Source organism: Qipengyuania algicida (assembly GCF_009828025.1).
Lineage (GTDB): Bacteria > Pseudomonadota > Alphaproteobacteria > Sphingomonadales > Sphingomonadaceae > Qipengyuania > Qipengyuania algicida.
Genome location: NZ_WTYA01000002.1, coordinates 320452 through 337232, shown reverse-complemented (window position 1 = coordinate 337232; position 16781 = coordinate 320452). Strand labels below are relative to the sequence as shown.

Below are 16781 nucleotides of genomic sequence, written 5' to 3'. Positions count from 1 at the left end.
AGAACGGTCAAGCATCCGTGGATGCCACCGTCCCCGCTGGATCAGCTCTCGCTGGTGTCGTCTGCGCTGTCACTGCCGGTTTTGGCCGCTGGCTTCTTCGGCGCTGCCTTCTTCGGCTTGCGCTTGGGCTTCGCGCGCGACTTGGGCGGGGCCGGGGTCAGCTCGAAGGACGGTTTGCCATCCTTGATGCTGACCTGCACCTCGCCGCCATCGGCGAGCTTGCCGAACAACAGCTCCTCGGCGAGCGGCTGCTTGATCTTTTCCTGGATCAGGCGGCCCATCGGGCGCGCGCCATAGAGCCGGTCGTAACCCTTGTCGCCCAGCCAGTTGCGAGCATCCTTGTCGAACTGAATATCGACGTTCTGTTCGGCCAGTTGCAGCTCAAGCTGGAGGATGAACTTGTCGACCACCCGCGCGACCGTGTCCTTGCCGAGATAGGAGAAGGGCACGATGGCATCGAGGCGGTTGCGGAATTCGGGCGTGAACATGCGCTTCACGGCCTCTTCGCTGGCGTCTTCCTTGCTCACGTTGCCGAAACCGATGCCCTGGCTCGCCATATCGGCGGCCCCGGCATTGGTCGTCATGATCAGCACGACATTGCGGAAATCGACGGTCTTGCCGTGGTGATCGGTGAGGCGGCCATTGTCCATCACCTGCAACAGGATGTTGAACAGGTCGGGGTGGGCTTTCTCGATCTCGTCGAGCAGCAACACGCAATGCGGGTTCTGGTCGATCGCATCGGTGAGCAATCCGCCCTGATCGTACCCGACATAGCCCGGAGGTGCGCCGATCAACCGGCTGACCGAATGGCGTTCCATATATTCGGACATGTCAAAACGCTTGAGCTCGATCCCCATGATGCTGGCGAGCTGCCGCGCGACTTCGGTCTTGCCGACGCCAGTCGGGCCGGAGAACAGGAACGAGCCGATCGGCTTGTCCGGATCGCGCAGACCTGCACGGCTCAGCTTCATCGCGGTCGATAGCTTGTGCACGGCGGCGTCCTGCCCGAACACGACATGCTTGAGATCGCGTTCGAGGTTTTCGAGCGCCTTCTTGTCGTCGCTGGAGACAGATTTGGGCGGAATCCGCGCCATCGTTGCAATCACCGATTCGATTTCCTTGGCAGTGATCTTCTTCTTGCGGCGGCTGGGCGTGACCAGCATCTGCATCGCGCCGACTTCGTCGATCACATCGATCGCCTTGTCGGGCAGTTTGCGATCGTTGATGTAGCGGCTCGACAGCTCGACCGCTGTTTTGAGCGCATCGACGGTGTAGGTGACTTTGTGATGCTCTTCGAAGGCGCTCTTGAGGCCTTTGAGGATCTTGATCGTATCCTCGATCGTCGGCTCGTTCACATCGATCTTCTGGAACCGGCGCAGCAGCGCGCGATCCTTCTCGAAGTGGTTGCGGAATTCCTTGTAGGTGGTCGAGCCGATGCAGCGGATCGCACCGCTGGAGAGCGCAGGCTTCAAGAGGTTGGACGCGTCCATGGCCCCGCCGCTCGTCGCACCAGCCCCGATAACCGTATGAATTTCATCGATGAAAAGTACGGCCTCGGGCATTTTTTCGAGTTCGGAGACGACCTGCTTCAACCGCTCCTCGAAATCGCCGCGATAGCGCGTTCCGGCCAGCAGCGCGCCCATGTCGAGCGAGTAGATGACGGCGTCCTGGAGCACCTCGGGGACGTCGCCCTCGATGATCTTGCGCGCCAGCCCCTCGGCGATGGCGGTCTTGCCCACGCCGGGATCGCCGACATAGAGCGGGTTGTTCTTTGAACGCCGACACAGGATCTGGATCGTCCGGTCGACCTCGGCATTGCGCCCGATCAGCGGATCGACCTTGCCCGCATCGGCTTTCTCGTTGAGGTTGACCGTGAACTGGTCGAGCGCGGTTTCCTTCTTGCTCGCCTTGGCGGCTTCCTTTTCCTCCGCCTCGGGCTGCTCTTCCGCCGCGCCGCGCGGGGTCTTGCTCTCGATCTGCTTGCCGCCGCGGCCGATGCCGTGGCTGATATAGCTGACCGCATCGAGCCGGCTCATATCCTGCTGCTGCAGGAAATAGACCGCGTAGCTGTCGCGCTCCGAGAACAGCGCCACCAGCACATTCGCGCCCGTTACTGTGTCCTTGCCCGATGTCTGCACATGCAGGATCGCCCGCTGGACCACCCGCTGGAACCCGGCGGTCGGCTGCGGATCGGAGCCATCGTCGGATTTGAGGCTCTGGTATTCCTGTTCGAGATATTGCCGCACCACTGCGCCCAGCTCGGCAAGGTCGACCCCGCAGGCGACCATCACCTGTGCGGCGTCTTCGTCATCAATCAGCGCCAGCAGAAGATGTTCGAGCGTTGCATATTCGTGCCGACGCTCGGACGCATCGGCGAGCGCCTGATGGAGGGTCTTTTCGAGGTTTGCGGCAAAACTTGGCATGGGATTCACGTCTTTCGTTGGAGATCCGCGGTCTGGTCACGCGCGGAGGAGATTAGCGCCAACAGGTTAGCCAAACCTGTATGCGGTTCTAATATGGTGGGCATGGCCGGAAATGCGAGAACCCCGGCCATCGCGCTAGCTCTTTCGCCCGAACAGGGCCTCGGCTGCGTCTCGGTGAGCGGCGGCGGAAAGGCGATGTTTTTCCACCCGCGCAATTTCGGCTTCGAGCAGTTCGATACGTAGCTGCAATTCGTCCTGCGAATAAGGGCCGAGGTCTTCCCCGGCCAGCAGGCTGGCGGCATCCCCGCGGGGGCGCGGACGATCATCGTCTTCCATCCGTGCACTATCATTGAGATGCTATCCCTTGCTGTCAATCGGCGCTCTCGCTAGATGCGCATTTCCTGTCAGCAAGAGGCGCAAAAGACGCACCGAATGCCGCATTCAATTCCCGAAACGATGACCGCGATGGGTTTCGATGCCCCGGGTGGTCCCGATGTCCTGCGACCTGAGACGCTGCCCGTGCCACAGGCCGGCAAAGGCGAGGTGCTGATCAAGGTCGCCCATGCCGGGGTCAACCGCCCCGATGTGATTCAGCGGCAAGGGTACTATCCGCCGCCGAAGGGAGCATCCCCGATTCCCGGGCTCGAGATTTCGGGCGTGGTGGTTGCCATCGGCGATGATGTTGCGCCCGAATTGCTCAACCAGGAGATGTGCGCGCTCGTTACCGGCGGAGGCTATGCCGAATATTGCATCGCCAAGGCCGAACACTGCCTGCACGTGCCTGAGGGCCTTTCGCTGGCCGATGCTGCCGCGCTGCCCGAAACCGTGTTTACGGTGTGGCACAATGTGTTCGATCGCGGCTGGGCCAGCGAGGGCGAAACGCTGCTCGTTCACGGCGGTACCAGCGGGATCGGCACAATGGCAATCATGCTGGCCAAGGCGTTTGGGCTGACGGTCATCACCACTTGCGGGTCCGATGACAAATGCGCGGCCGCTCGCGAACTCGGCGCGGATCTCGCGATCAACTACAAGCAGGATGATTTTGTCGAGAAGGTACGCGGCTTCACCGATGGTCGCGGGGCCAATCTGGTGCTCGACATGGTTTCGGGCGATTACGTCCAGCGCAATCTCGATTGCCTGGCCGAGGATGGACGGCATGTGACCATCGCCGTGCTGGGCGGGATGCAGGCCGAAGTCAACATGGCCAAGCTGATGGCGAAGCGCCACACACTGACCGGCTCGACCTTGCGTGCAAGGCCGGACGCATTCAAGGCGCTGCTTGCCGACGAGATCCATCGACAGGTCTGGCCGCTGGTCGAGGACGGTACGATCCGGCCGGTGATGGACAAGCGCTTCCCGCTGGTCGAGGCGGGCGAAGCGCATCGGCGTATGGAAGCGGGCGACCATATCGGCAAGATCGTGCTCGATATCGGCTGACAACGTTCTGTCACATTGCGGATTTCTGACCCGGAACTGTAACCGCCCTGTGAATCGCCTGTCACAAATGCTCGCTATGTCGCTGCCGAGGAAGATTGTTTCTTCGGGGAATCGATGTGAGCGATCCACTGGGCAATTTCACCGTATCGGGCAGCGAACGGACCAAGGTTGCCAGCCTTCCCTTGCGCCCAATGGCCATACCGGAAACCGTCGTCGGTGAACGGCAGCGCTACCGCACGATCTGGATAAGCGACGTCCATCTCGGCACCAAGGGCTGCAATGCCGGGATGTTGATCGATTTCCTCGACCATACCGACAGCGAAACGATGTATCTCGTCGGCGACATCATCGATGGCTGGCGGTTGAAGAAGAAGGTTTTCTGGCCGGTTTCGCACAACGACATCGTCTGGCGCATCCTCAAGCGCGCGCGGCGCGGCACGCGGGTGGTCTATATCCCCGGCAATCACGACGAGATCGTGCGGCAGTTTGCGGGCATGAATTTCGGCGGGGTGGAGATTGCCCGCGCCGCTGTCCACACCACGGCAGACGACCGCCGCCTGCTGGTCCTGCACGGCGACGAATTCGACACGGTGATGCTGGCGCATCGCTGGCTCGCATTCGTCGGCGATGCGCTTTACGAATTCATGATGCGGCTCAACGGCCTGGTCAACCGCGTGCGCAAGACCTTCGACCTGCCGTACTGGTCGCTCAGCAAGGCGGCCAAGCACAAGGTCAAGAACGCGGTCGAATTCATTTCGAAGTATGAAGAGCTGGTCGCCCGTGCCGCTGCCGAACGCGGAGTGGATGGTGTCGTCTGCGGCCATATCCACACCGCCGAGATCCGCACCTTCGACGGTATCGAATATTACAACGATGGCGACTGGGTCGAAGGGTGCAACGCGCTGGTCGAGCATTTCGACGGGCGCATGGAATTGCTGCACTGGCCGGAGGTGATCGCCGCCCGCAAGCCGGCATCGTCCGACGTTGACGGCACCGTTCGGGAGGCCGCGTGAACATCGAACCGATCCTTTCCTGGCGCGCCGTCGAACCACGCCGAATCGCTATCGTCACCGATGCCTGGACCCCGCAAATGAACGGGGTGGTGCGTACGATGACCGCGACTTGCACCATCTTGCGCGAGTGGGGTCATGATGTGCTGGTGATCTCGCCCGACCAGTTCCGCTCGATGCCATGCCCGACCTATCCCGAGATCCGTCTGGCGCTACCCGCGCGCAAGGAGATCGCGCGGCGGCTGGACCGGTTCGCGCCCGATGCGATCCATATCGCCACCGAAGGGCCGCTGGGTTTGCGCGCGCGCGCTTACTGCCTCCGGCACCACATACCCTTCACCACCGCCTACCATACGCAGTTTCCGGCTTATGTCGCGCGTCGCACGCATCTCCCCGAAGCATTGTTCTGGCGTTACATCTGCTGGTTCCACCGCCCAGCCGAGCGGGTGATGGTAGCGACGCCCTCGATTTGCGAGGAACTGGCCGCACATGGGCTGAAAAGCCTGCATCACTGGAGCCGGGGCGTCGATCTTGAGCACTTTTCGCCGCAAGCTGCGCCACCAGCCGAATTTGCCGGACTTCCGCGTCCGATCCAGCTCTATGTCGGGCGCGTTGCGGTCGAAAAGAACGTCGAAGCATTTTTGGCGAACAGTCATCCCGGCTCGAAAGTGGTGGTTGGCGATGGTCCGGCGCTCGATGATCTGAGGGCACGCTATCCCGATACGCTATATCTCGGGCGAAAGGCCGGAAGCGAACTTGCCGGATGCTATGCCGGGGCCGATGTTTTCGTCTTCCCGAGCCGCACCGATACTTTCGGCCTGGTGATGATCGAGGCGCTGGCCTGCGGGACGCCCGTCGCCGCATTCCCCGTTCCCGGCCCGATCGACCTGCTCGACGACAGCAATGGCGCCGTGTCCGAAGAAATGGAGCGCGCTATCGATGCAGCCCTGTTCTGCAGACGGGCCGATTGCGTCGAATCGGCGCGCGGCTTCAGCTGGGAAGCGGCCACCAGCCAGTTTCTCGACGGGCTTCAGCCGGTCGCCTCGGGCGAGCAGGCTTTCGCCACGCTTGCCCATTGCGCCTAAAGCGACTAGATCGGGCCTTGCGCGGCCGCTCCGAAAGGGGCGGCCCTTCTATTTCAGGCACGCTTCAGGACCTCTCTTCATGGCCGACCAACCCACTCCGCTGATGCCCCACGCGACCGCCACCTGGCTGGTCGACAACACGGGCCTCGCTTTCCAGCAGATCGCCGATTTCTGCGGCCTCCATATCCTCGAAGTGCAGGCAATGGCGGACGATCTGGCGGGCAGCAAATACACCGGCCGCGATCCGGTCCATGCCGGCGAGCTGACGCAGGCGGAGATCGAGCGTGGGCAGGCCGATCCCGAATATCGCCTGAAGATGCAGCGCGCGCCGGTCGCGGTGAGCCGCACCAAGGGTCCGCGTTACACGCCGGTATCCAAGCGTCAGGACAAGCCCGATGGCATCGCCTGGCTGCTGCGCAACCATCCCGAGGTGTCCGACGCGCAGATTTCCAAGCTGATCGGCACCACCCGCAACACCATCACAGCGATTCGCGAGCGCAGCCACTGGAACATCCAGAACATCCAGCCCAAGGATCCGGTGACGCTCGGCCTGTGCTCGCAGCGCGAGCTCGATTCGGTGGTCGCACGCGCCGCCAAGAAGGCGGGTATCGAGGAAGAAGCTAAGCCCACCGGCACTGGCACCGATCGTGAAAAGCTGATCGAGGAACTGCGCGCCGAGCGTGACGCAGGCGAAAAGGCCGCCGTCGAAGCGGCGCAGGAAGCCGAAGCTGCCGCATGGCTCGAATCGCGCCGTTCGAGCGAAGGCGCCGAAGAAGCCTGAGCGTTGCGGGTCGCTAGAGACCCGTAAATCCGCGATACCAGTCCACGAAAGCCGGGACGCCGACTTCGATCGGCGTAGTCGGGCTGTAGCCGACATCCCGTGCGATCGCGTCGATGTCGGCGTAGGTCCGCTCGACATCGCCCGGCTGCATCGGCTGGAAATCGATGATCGCCTTCTTGCCGCAAGCCTGCTCGATCCTTTCGATCAGTCGCATCAGATGCTCGGGCTTGTTGTTGCCGATATTATACAGCGCGTGCGGTGAAATGCTGCCGCCCGCCTTGTTCGCCCCATCGTCGCGCGGCGGTGCATCGAGGGTGGCGAGAATACCGCTGACGATATCGTCGATATAGGTGAAATCGCGGAACATTTCGCCCTGGTTGAACACCGGTACGGGCTCTCCCTTGAGCACTCTGTCGGTGCATTTCCACACCATCATATCGGGCCTGCCCCATGGGCCATAAACGGTGAAGAACCGCAGCCCCGTCAACGGAATGCGATAGAGGTGGGCGTAGGTTTCGCTCATCAGCTCGTCGGAACGCTTGGTCGCCGCATAAAGCGAGATCGGGTGGTCGCTGCGGTCCTCGACGGAAAACGGCACCTTGGCGCTGTTGCCATAGACCGAGCTCGAGCTGGCGTAGACCATGTGTCCGACTTCGCGCGCTCTCGCCAGCTCCAGCAACGCGAGATGACCGGTGAGGTTCGATGCGGCATATGCAAAGGGATTTTCGATCGAATAGCGTACGCCCGCCTGCGCCCCCAGGTGAACGATGCGGTCGATAGCTACGTTGCGCAGTGCATCGGTCAAACCCGCATAGTCGCTGAAATCGATCTCGATGAACTGCAGATCGGGAGCAATCTTGCGCAGATGCTCCAACCGTGCCTGTTTGACGGCCACCGGATAATAGCTGTTGAGATTGTCGACCAGCACGACCTCGTCACCCCGCCGGATCAGTCTCTCGGCGGTTGCGGCTCCGATAAAGCCAGCGCCGCCTGTGATCAGAATTGCCATTGTCCGTGCCCTTTGCCGATATTTGCGCTCGCTCCCTTTCGCAAAAGAACAATGAGGTAAAGGGTCTTGTCGGACGAGCCTGCGACAAGCATACTGCTTACATGGCTGTAAGTAGACAGTTCCCGTTCCCGCCCCCGGCGTCAGGCTATCACCATCCCACGCCGTGGGACACACCGGTCGATCCCGTGCCCTTGCCCGAGTTGTTTCGCAGGCAGGCCGAAGCGCATGGCAATCATGCGCTGGCCCATTTTCTCGGCCGCGATTTCTCTTACGCTGCACTGTATGACGAGGCGCGCCGGTTCGCAGGTGGACTCAAGGCAAATGGCATCGCTCCGGGTGAGCGCATCGGCCTGTTCCTGCCCAATATCCCGACCTATATCGCGGCCTATTACGGGGCAATGATGGCGGGGGTGGTGCTGGCCAATTTCTCTCCCCTCTACAGCGCCGCAGAACTGGCGCATCAGGTCGAGGATTCGGGCACGCGGATGATCGTGACCCTCGATTCCTCTGCGCTGTTACCAACGGCCCTGGAAGTGCTCGATCGCTCGCCGCTCGAACGGCTGGTGGTGGCGCGGCTGGCGGATCTTCTGCCGACCGGCAAATCGATTGCCCTGCGCCTGTTCGGGCGCAAGCAAGTGACGCCCATTCCCCATCGCGACAAGGTCGACCACTGGCGCGATTGGCTGGGCGATCTGGCTGAACCTATGGTTCCCAAGCCGGACGATCTGGCCCTGTTGCAGTACACCGGCGGGACGACCGGGACGCCCAAGGGCGCAATGCTCACACACGGCAATCTTTCGAGCAATGCCCAGCAGGCCGATCTGATGGACCCGTTTTCGCGCGAAGAACCCGATGTGATCCTGGGCGCATTGCCGCTGTTCCATGTCTTCGCCAACACCTGCGTGCTCAACCGCACCATGCAGCGCGGTGGCACGATCGTGATGCTGCCGCGCTTCGATGCCAAGCAGGTGATCAAGGCGATAACCCAGCACAAGCCAACGGGATTTCCCGGCGTTCCGACGATGTATCAGGCGTTGCTCGACCATCGCGACTTCGACAAGTGCGACTGGTCGAGCGTGCGCGTGTGCATATCGGGTGGGGCCCCGATGCCTGCGCCCTTGCGCGAACAGTTCGAGGCGGCGACCGGCGCGCGGCTGGTCGAAGGATATGGGCTGACCGAGAGTTCGGGTGTGGTCTCCGCCAATCCCTATGAAGCGACGCGAAAGCCGGGCACGATCGGCCAGGTGATTGCCGGCACGCGCGTGCTGCTGCTCGACAAGGAAGACCCTGCCAAGCTGGCGGGCGAAGGCGAGGCTGGGGAACTTGCGGTTCGCGGTCCGCAGATCATGGCTGGATACTGGAACCGCCGTGATGCCGACAGCTCGGCTTTCGCGACCGTCTATGGCGAGAAATGGCTCCGCACCGGCGATATCGCGACGCTCGACGATGACGGGTTCCTGGCCATCGTCGATCGCAGCAAGGACATGATCGCCGTGGGCGGCTTCAAGGTCTTCCCGAGCCAGGTCGAGGCTGTGCTTTTACGCAATCCCGCAGTCAAGGAAGCGCTAGTGATCGGTGTGCCGGACGCCTATCATGGCGAAATGCCGCAGGCCTATGTTGTCATGAACCCGGAGGATGAGGCGACTGCTGCCGAGTTGAAGGACTGGCTCAACAGCCGGGTCGGCAAGCACGAGCGAGTCAAGGATGTGATCATACGGGAAGATTTGCCGAAGACGATGATCGGCAAGCTAGACCGCAAGGCGCTGCGCGCCGAAGTGCTCGACTAACGCCCGTCAGCCGGCGATGGTCAGCTCCGGTTTGCCGGACGGTTGCGTCGCCGCAGCTTCACTTGCAGTTCCCGTGCGGCGCTCGCGATGGGCGAAGCGGCCTTCGACTTGCGCGCCCTGCTCGATGGTCAGAGCATCGTAATGCACGTCCCCTTCGATCTGCGCGGTCTTGAGGATCACCAGTTCGCGCGCGGTGATCGAGCCGGTCACGCGTCCGGCGAGCCTTGCGCTTTCGGCCACGACAGCGCCATTGATCGTGCTGGCATCGCCTTGCACCAGAGAGGCGCAAGAGATGTCGCCCTCAACCGAACCATCGATATGCAGGTCGGCCGAGGCGCTGATGTCGCCGGTAATCTTGATGTCGGACCCGAGCACGGAAAAGGTCGAGGAGGCATTGCTGCCGCGGCTGGCCATGGTTCGCTCCTGATTACTGGCTGATGCGTTGCGGGACGCTGTGGACTTCTTTGAGAACATCGGGCGCTTGCTCCAGAAAGGGGCGCGGATTGACGGCACGGCCGTTGATACGGACTTCGAAATGCAGGTGTGGCCCGGTCGATCGGCCAGTGCTGCCGATCGCGCCGATGACTTCGCCCGCCGAAACCTTCTCTCCGACATGCGAATGGAATGCGGACATGTGTGCGTAGCGAGTGCTGAGGCCATTGCCGTGGCTGATCTCGACGACATTGCCGTAGCCGCGAATTTGCCCGACGAAAGTGACGGTGCCCTGCGCTGCTGCAAGGATCGGCGTGCCCTTCGGCGCGACGAAGTCGAGACCCTTGTGCATCGCGCCGCCACCGGTGAAGGGATCGCGGCGGAAGCCGAAGGTGGAGGAAATCCGGGTGAAATGCGCCGGCACGACCTGCGGAACGCCGGCCAGACCCTGTTCGAGCGCGTTCATCCGCGCCAGGCTCAATCCGAGCCGTTCGAAGCGTGGGTCCATTCCGCCATTGGCATCGGTGCTGGGGCGTTCGAGCGGACCACCCATTGCCTCGTGCTCGACCTTGTTGAGTACGCGCTTGGGATCGAGCCCGAGCTTCTTCAAGGCAGCGGCAGCGCGGTTGGCACGCCAATCGGCGAAATGGGTCAGCCGTTCCACCAGCGCGAGCTGGCGTGCTTCCATCTGCGCGAGTCCCTTGGCCTCGGGGACCGCCATGCTGACCTTGGAAACCGTCTTGGCGGCTTCACCCGTTGAATCGCTGACCTTGCCGGAAGATTTCACATCGGCGGGTAGCGAAGCGACCATGTCCTCGAGGAAACTCTGGCGACGTTCCAGATCGTCGCGCACCTGACCGATGTCCTTGCGATAGGCGGCAACGCGCTCTTCCGAACTGGCGACTTTGGCCTCGCGGTCGATCAGCGAGGCACGGTTGGCCGCGTCGCTGTAGCTCGACCATGCCATCGCGCCCATGCTGCCACCCCATGCCAGCAGCGCGGCAAGCACTGCGCCTGCCATGGCCATCTGCACGCGCGAGCTGATGGTGATGAAACGTACCTGCCCTTCGGACCGCATGAAGAATTCGCGATCCGGAAACCAGCTTTTTACGCGGCGCCCCCAGTCGCCGTTTCGAAGCGATTGTATCACGTTTGACCCGTCCCGTTGATTTGTATCCCCGCAGCTGGGCTATCCGGGGTTCCCTAATGAATCGAATCGCTGCCCACGTGTTTTGGGTGAGTCGAGCCACGGGCGGGATGAATCGAACCACTAAGGATAATTTTTATCCAAACCCCGGGAACAAAACGCGCTTTCGTGCAACAAAGGGGCGAATCGAGCTCAATTCGCAGAGGCGGCACACAACATGGAACGAGGAAGGGGACTGTGAATTTTGCAGCCGGTCCGGCGAGGCGCATCGGGCTTCTGGGAGGGAGCTTCAATCCCTCGCATGGCGGGCATCGTCGGATTTCGTTGTTCGCCGCGCAGGCGCTTGGGCTGAACGAGGTGTGGTGGCTGGTTTCGCCGGGCAATCCGCTCAAATCGGACAAGGGCATGGCGCCGCTTGCCGCACGTGTTGCCTCGGCCCGCGAGCAGGCGCGGCGTGCGCCGATCCGCGTGACAGCCATCGAGCGCGAGCTCGACACGCGCTATACGGTCGACACGTTAAGGGCGTTGCAACGGCGGTATCCCAAATGCCGGTTCGTATGGCTGATGGGGTCCGACAATCTCGCCCAGTTCCACCGCTGGCGCGACTGGCGGAGAATTGCGCGAACGATGCCGATTGCGGTCATCGCCCGTCCGGGTTATGATGGTGTTGCCCTCGCGAGCCCCGCGATGGCCTGGCTCAGACGTTATCGTATGTCTGCGGCCAGATTCAAAAGTAGGGGCGAATGGAGCGCACCGGCACTGGTGATATTGCGTTTCGATCCCGATGACAGGTCGGCCACGGCGATCCGCCGCGACGACCCCGACTGGGCATCGCGCCATAGCGACATCGCTCTGCGCGACCAGTTGACGCATCGGCTCATCCCGACGGCGGAAACCGCACCGGTATGATCGGCGTTTCGGTCTTCATGCACTTCGTCCCAACCTCAAGGAGCATATCAAACGCCTATGACTCAGGCGCATACTTCGTCGGCTTCGGTCGACGCCAAACAGGTGCCGCCCTTGGCTGAGCACCAGACCGACGCGCTGCTGGCCCTCGTGCTCAAGCAGCTCGATGACGATCAGGCACAGGATATCGTGACGATCGATCTGGAGGGAAAAAGTTCGATCGCCGATCACATGGTGATCGTCTCGGGCCGTTCGACCCGCCAGGTTGCGTCCATGGCCCAGAAACTCGCCGAAACGCTCAAGCAGAACGGCTATGGCCCGGTGAAGCTGGAAGGCTTGCCTGCGGCCGACTGGGTACTGCTCGATGCGGGAGACGTGGTCGTACATCTGTTCCGTCCAGAGGTGCGTAGCTTTTACAACCTCGAGCGGATGTGGGCTTTCGGCGATACGCCCGACAAGGCGATCGGCCGCGCCTGACCAGTGATGTGAAGCAGTCGCTCAGGCGGCTGCCTCTGCTATCACCTCGACCTGCTTCGCGCGGCTCGCTATGCATGGCGTGTCATGTTGTTGCATATCATCGCCAGGGGGAAAATCGGGCGCTCGCCCGAAGCGGAGCTGGTCGCCCGCTATGCCAAGCGTATCGCATGGCCTTTCAGGATAACCGAATTACCCGAAACCGGTGGGCGCGTACCCGACGCGTTGCAGCCGTGCCGCCACGTGGTGCTTGACGAGCGCGGCAAGCAGCTCGGCTCGGAGAACTTTGCCGCGCTGATCGGGCGCTGGCGCGATGATGGCGTGCGCGAGACGCGCTTTCTGATCGGCGCTGCTGACGGGCACGAAAAGGCGCAGCGCGAGGAGGCCGATCTGCTGTTCGCCTTTGGCAAGGCGACCTGGCCGCATCTGCTCGCCCGGGCGATGCTGGCCGAACAGCTCTATCGCGCGACCGCGATCCTTGCCGGTCACCCCTATCATCGCAGCTGACTTGCGGGCATGAAGGCGGGGATGCGGGACAGGGTAACAGGACTGGCGGCAGGCGGGCTGACGGCGCTTTTGCTCGTTGTTCTGACACTGCCTTCGCTGGCACAGGGCCCCACTCCAGACACGGCGCGCACCGCCACTGCCGAAGAACTGGCGCAAGCGCGTGCACAGGCGTTGCGGGCGCGTCAACGCGCGGCCAATTTCGAGCAGGAGGCGCGCCGGTCGAGCGAGGCGGCGAACAAGGCGATGCTGCAAGCCGCGGCGCTTGCCGCCAAGGTTCAGCAGGCCGAAGCGGCGGTGTCCGAAGCGGACGCCGCGCTCGCCCTCATCACCCGGCAACGTAGCGCGCTCGACCGCAAGCTGGCTGTCGAGCGGCAGCCGATCGCCGATCTGAGCGCGGCGCTGGCCGCAATGGTTCGTCGACCGATGGTGCTTGGACTGCTGCGTCCTTCATCCTTGCAGGATACGGTCCATCTCAACGCGATCCTTGCAGGGACGATCCCCCGCATTCGCGCACAGACCGCCCAATTGCGTGGCGAACTCGAACGCGCTCGGGCGCTCCAGTCTGCCTCGAAAAAAGCCGCCGAAAGACAGCTGTCGGCTCGTGCATCGCTGGTCGAACAACGCAACCGGCTCTCCGTCTTTGCCGCCAGCCAGCGAATCGTGGCGAGGAGAGCGACCGGTTCAGCCGATCGCGAAGCTGCGCGGGCGTTTGCTTTGGCGGAACAGGCGCGTGATCTGGGCTCACTGGTGAACCGGCTCGAACAGGCCGGATCGCTGCGGCAACGTCTCGCCGCTCTGCCGGGGCCGGTATTGCGTCCGAGCGATCCCTTGCGCGCAGCGATTCCTGCACCTGGGTCGCCCGCAATGGTGTCGACTGACGCCCCGCAACCCTATCGCCTGCCGGTCGTCGGGCGCATCCAATCGGGCTTCGGTGAAGTCGGCGGCAGCGGCGAAAGGCGCGAGGGATTGACGCTGGCGCCCGCGAATGGTGCGCAGGTGGTCTCTCCGGGTGCGGGCCGGATCGCTTTCGCCGGCCCCTATCGTGGGTATGGTCAGATCGCCATCATCGAACATTCGGGCAGTTGGACGAGCCTGATCACTGGGCTTGCAACGCTCGAAGTGGCGGTGGGCGATAAAGTCGTCGCCGGATCGCCGCTCGGGACTGCCGCCGCCCAAACGCCATCGATTACGCTGGAACTCAGGCACAAGGGTGAGCCGGTCAACCCAATCCCCTTGCTTCGGTAAGCGTGGGGCAAGATAAAGACAGTGCGATCCTAATCTGGCATTCACGGTTTGTGCGCGATAGGCTATGGCGCTGCTGCAACGGAGACAGTTTCCCGCAATGAATTTCGCCACCTTCGCCCGTTCTACCGCCTTGGTTGCCGCCGTGGCTCTGATTCCCGCGACCACCTCGGGCATGGCCGAGATCGATGGCCGCGCCGGGCCACAATTCGCCAAGCTGTTCGCCGTCTACCAGAAGGTGAAGGCCGACTACGTCGATCCGGTTCAGGACGACAAGCTGGTCAAGGGCGCAATCAACGGGATGCTCGCCGCGCTCGATCCGCATTCCGCCTATCTCGACGGGTCGGATCTCCAGCGGCTCGAAACGATGATCGACGGGAATTATTCCGGTCTTGGCCTGTCGGTTGTGATGGACGATGGCGCGGTGAAAGTCGTCTCTCCGTTCAAGGGCAGCCCGGCGGACAAGGCCGGGATTAAGGCGGGCGATTATATCACCCATCTCGACGGCAAGCTGATCTACGGCGGCAGTCTCGACGATGCGGTCAACCAGATGCGCGGGAAAACCGGGACCAAGGTGAAGCTGACCATCTATCGCCCTGGCCGCGACGAACCTTTCGACGTGTCGGTCACGCGCGGGGTGATCGAGCTTGAGCCGGTGACGTCGGAACTGCTCAAGGGCAATATCGGGCATATCTCGGTCAACGAATTCTCCAAGGACGTCGGCAACGACGTGTTCACCGCCTATGAGGGACTGCGCGCCAAGGCGGGGGGCAAGCTCAACGGGCTGGTACTCGACCTGCGCAAGAACCCGGGCGGATCGCTCGACGAAGCGGTGGCGCTGTCGGACCTGTTCCTGACCAATGGCCGCATCGTCTCGCAGCGCGGGCGCGCACCGGGTGAAACGATCGTCTATGATGCGGAGACTGTCTTCCGCGGCGAAATGGCGCAGGGCGTGCCCGTGATCGTGCTGATCGATGAAGGCACCGCTTCGGCTTCAGAGATCGTCGCGGGTGCGCTGCAGGATCACCACCGTGCGGTTATCATGGGTGAACGCAGTTTCGGCAAGGGCAGCGTCCAGACGCTGATCCCGCTCGGGCCGGATGCCGCGCTCAAGCTGACCACCGCGCGCTATTACACGCCGTCGGGCCATTCGGTGCAAGAGGGCGGGATTCAGCCCGACATCGTCGTGCCGCAACTGACAGATCCGGATTTCGCCTTGCGCGAGAAGATGTCGCTGCGCGAATCCGACCTGCGCGGGCATCTGGTCAACGAGGCGGCGCTCAAGGATACCGATCTGGAGCAGGACAAGCGCGCCGATCCGCGTTTCCAGCAGACCGCCGAACAGCTCAAGGCCAAGGGTATTGAGGATTTCCAGCTGAACTACGCGGTGGAGACCCTGCGCCGGACGGCGGGCGTTGGCGCCAAGACGTTGGCCAAGCGTCCCTGACATGGCTGGCCGGATGACGATCTCCTCGAACCTGTGGCTGGCCCGATTGCTGGCGCTTGCGATCCCGGCGCTGCTGATTGCCGGCGCCTACATCGCGCAATATGGCTTCGGTCTCTACCCTTGCGAGATGTGCTGGTGGCAACGCTATCCGCATTTCGCCGCGATCGTGCTGGCGTTGCTGGCGTTCATCATACCCCCCGCGCGGCTCTGGGTCGTCCTTGCGGCACTGGCGATCCTCGTTTCGGGCGCGATCGGAGCCTATCATGCCGGGGTCGAATACGGCTGGTGGTATGGGGTTACCAGCTGTGCGCGACTGGATGTGCCGCAGGGCGCAAATGCTCTCGATACGATCATGAACACGCCGCTGATCCGTTGCGACGAGGCGCAGTGGCGGTTGATCGGAATTTCACTGGCGGGCTGGAATTTCCTCATTTCGACGATTGGCGGACTGAGCGTGTTCTGGCTGCTTTTGCGCAAGGAAAGCGACGCATGACCATGCCCGACACAGAACGCATGATCCGCGTCGATCAGGCGGGTGAATTCGGCGCGACGCGCATCTATGCCGGGCAACTGGCGGTGATGGGCAATCGCGGCCCGGATTCGGCTGAAATCGCCTCGATGGCCGAGCAGGAGGCGGGCCATCGTGAAAAATTCGACGCCTTGATGGCGCGACGCGGCGTGCGCCCCACGGCGCTCCAGCCATTCTGGTCGGTTGCAGGCTATGCGTTGGGCGCTGCGACCGCGTTGATCGGCCCCGAAGCGGCGATGGCCTGTACGGCAGCGATCGAGGAGGAAATCGATCGCCATTACACCAAGCAGCTCGATAGCCTGTGCGAGGATGGCTCGGATTCCGAACTGGCCGTTCTGATCGAAGAATGCCGCGAAGATGAACGCGCCCATCGCGACGCGGCTCTTGCAGCTGGCGCAGAGCGAGCACCAGCCTATCCGCTCTTGTCCGGCGCGATCCGATTGGGATGCCGTGCAGCCATCCGGCTCAGCGAAAAGGTTTGATCGTGGGAACGGCCCGTTGTCTTCCTGCGCTTCACCAGCAGTTCACCGCATCCCGTGCAGTCTGTCGGGATCATTAGATTAGA

General features: G+C 62.6%; 17 protein-coding genes. 12 read left to right on the top strand and 5 right to left on the bottom strand.

The genetic code is table 11. The features are described 5' to 3' along the window. Positions 1-41 precede the first annotated feature (41 nt). Both clpA and GRI58_RS04055 read right to left on the bottom strand, forming a co-directional pair. A complete protein-coding gene (gene clpA, locus GRI58_RS04060) occupies positions 42-2423 on the bottom strand; it encodes an ATP-dependent Clp protease ATP-binding subunit ClpA (RefSeq protein WP_160752277.1) in 2382 nt (793 codons plus the stop codon). Positions 2424-2558: 135 nt separating this feature from the next. Next, positions 2559-2759, bottom strand: coding sequence for a DUF1192 domain-containing protein (locus GRI58_RS04055; protein ID WP_160752276.1), 201 nt, complete (start codon positions 2757-2759; stop codon positions 2559-2561). Between the two features lie 96 nt (positions 2760-2855). Between GRI58_RS04055 and GRI58_RS04050 the strand changes: the two genes are divergently transcribed. From GRI58_RS04050 to GRI58_RS04035, 4 genes are all read left to right on the top strand, one after another. Continuing rightward, the gene (locus GRI58_RS04050) at positions 2856-3860 is read left to right on the top strand and encodes an NAD(P)H-quinone oxidoreductase (RefSeq protein ID WP_160752275.1); all 1005 of its coding nucleotides are present in this window, start codon (positions 2856-2858) and stop codon (positions 3858-3860) included. Between the two features lie 191 nt (positions 3861-4051). Further along, positions 4052-4873 (top strand): UDP-2,3-diacylglucosamine diphosphatase, encoded by an 822-nt coding sequence (locus tag GRI58_RS04045; protein WP_160752412.1) that lies wholly within the window; start codon positions 4052-4054, stop codon positions 4871-4873. 77 nt (positions 4874-4950) lie between these two features. After that, positions 4951-5955, top strand: coding sequence for a glycosyltransferase family 4 protein (locus GRI58_RS04040; protein ID WP_160752411.1), 1005 nt, complete (start codon positions 4951-4953; stop codon positions 5953-5955). A gap of 79 nt (positions 5956-6034) precedes the next feature. Then, on the top strand, positions 6035-6736 hold the full coding sequence (locus GRI58_RS04035; protein ID WP_160752274.1) for a DUF1013 domain-containing protein: 702 nt from the start codon (positions 6035-6037) through the stop codon (positions 6734-6736). 13 nt (positions 6737-6749) lie between these two features. On the opposite strand, the gene GRI58_RS04030 is transcribed toward GRI58_RS04035, so the two are convergent. After that, positions 6750-7745, bottom strand: coding sequence for an SDR family NAD(P)-dependent oxidoreductase (locus GRI58_RS04030; protein WP_160752273.1), 996 nt, complete (start codon positions 7743-7745; stop codon positions 6750-6752). Between the two features lie 101 nt (positions 7746-7846). On the opposite strand from GRI58_RS04030, the gene GRI58_RS04025 reads away from it, so the two are divergent. Next, positions 7847-9532, top strand: a complete 1686-nt coding sequence (locus tag GRI58_RS04025) for a long-chain-fatty-acid--CoA ligase (RefSeq protein WP_160752272.1) — start codon at positions 7847-7849, stop codon at positions 9530-9532. A 6-nt stretch (positions 9533-9538) separates the two neighbouring features. Here GRI58_RS04025 and GRI58_RS04020 read toward each other — a convergent pair whose 3' ends face one another. Both GRI58_RS04020 and GRI58_RS04015 read right to left on the bottom strand, forming a co-directional pair. Then, the gene (locus GRI58_RS04020) at positions 9539-9946 is read right to left on the bottom strand and encodes a bactofilin family protein (protein ID WP_160752271.1); all 408 of its coding nucleotides are present in this window, start codon (positions 9944-9946) and stop codon (positions 9539-9541) included. Positions 9947-9959: 13 nt separating this feature from the next. Next, positions 9960-11114, bottom strand: coding sequence for a M23 family metallopeptidase (locus GRI58_RS04015; RefSeq protein WP_337190873.1), 1155 nt, complete (start codon positions 11112-11114; stop codon positions 9960-9962). Between the two features lie 234 nt (positions 11115-11348). Here GRI58_RS04015 and GRI58_RS04010 point away from each other — a divergent pair, with 234 nt between their 5' ends. The 7 genes from GRI58_RS04010 to GRI58_RS03980 all read left to right on the top strand — a co-directional run bounded on the left by GRI58_RS04010 (position 11349) and on the right by GRI58_RS03980 (position 16698). After that, complete coding sequence (locus GRI58_RS04010; protein WP_160752270.1) at positions 11349-12020, top strand: nicotinate-nucleotide adenylyltransferase; 672 nt, start codon at positions 11349-11351, stop codon at positions 12018-12020. Between the two features lie 57 nt (positions 12021-12077). Continuing rightward, entirely contained in the window at positions 12078-12494 is a 417-nt protein-coding gene (gene rsfS, locus GRI58_RS04005; RefSeq protein ID WP_237452074.1) for a ribosome silencing factor, read from the top strand. 84 nt (positions 12495-12578) lie between these two features. Then, positions 12579-12998, top strand: a complete 420-nt coding sequence (locus tag GRI58_RS04000; RefSeq protein WP_160752269.1) for a 23S rRNA (pseudouridine(1915)-N(3))-methyltransferase RlmH — start codon at positions 12579-12581, stop codon at positions 12996-12998. Positions 12999-13007: 9 nt separating this feature from the next. After that, complete coding sequence (locus tag GRI58_RS03995) at positions 13008-14243, top strand: murein hydrolase activator EnvC family protein (protein ID WP_160752268.1); 1236 nt, start codon at positions 13008-13010, stop codon at positions 14241-14243. A gap of 97 nt (positions 14244-14340) precedes the next feature. Next, entirely contained in the window at positions 14341-15687 is a 1347-nt protein-coding gene (locus GRI58_RS03990) for a S41 family peptidase (RefSeq protein ID WP_160752267.1), read from the top strand. A gap of 13 nt (positions 15688-15700) precedes the next feature. After that, positions 15701-16180: a disulfide bond formation protein B gene (locus GRI58_RS03985; protein WP_160752266.1), complete on the top strand. Its 480-nt coding sequence runs from the start codon at positions 15701-15703 to the stop codon at positions 16178-16180. Then, entirely contained in the window at positions 16177-16698 is a 522-nt protein-coding gene (locus GRI58_RS03980; RefSeq protein ID WP_160752265.1) for a demethoxyubiquinone hydroxylase family protein, read from the top strand. The genes GRI58_RS03985 and GRI58_RS03980 overlap by 4 nt, the downstream gene beginning before the upstream one ends. Positions 16699-16781: the final 83 nt, after the last annotated feature.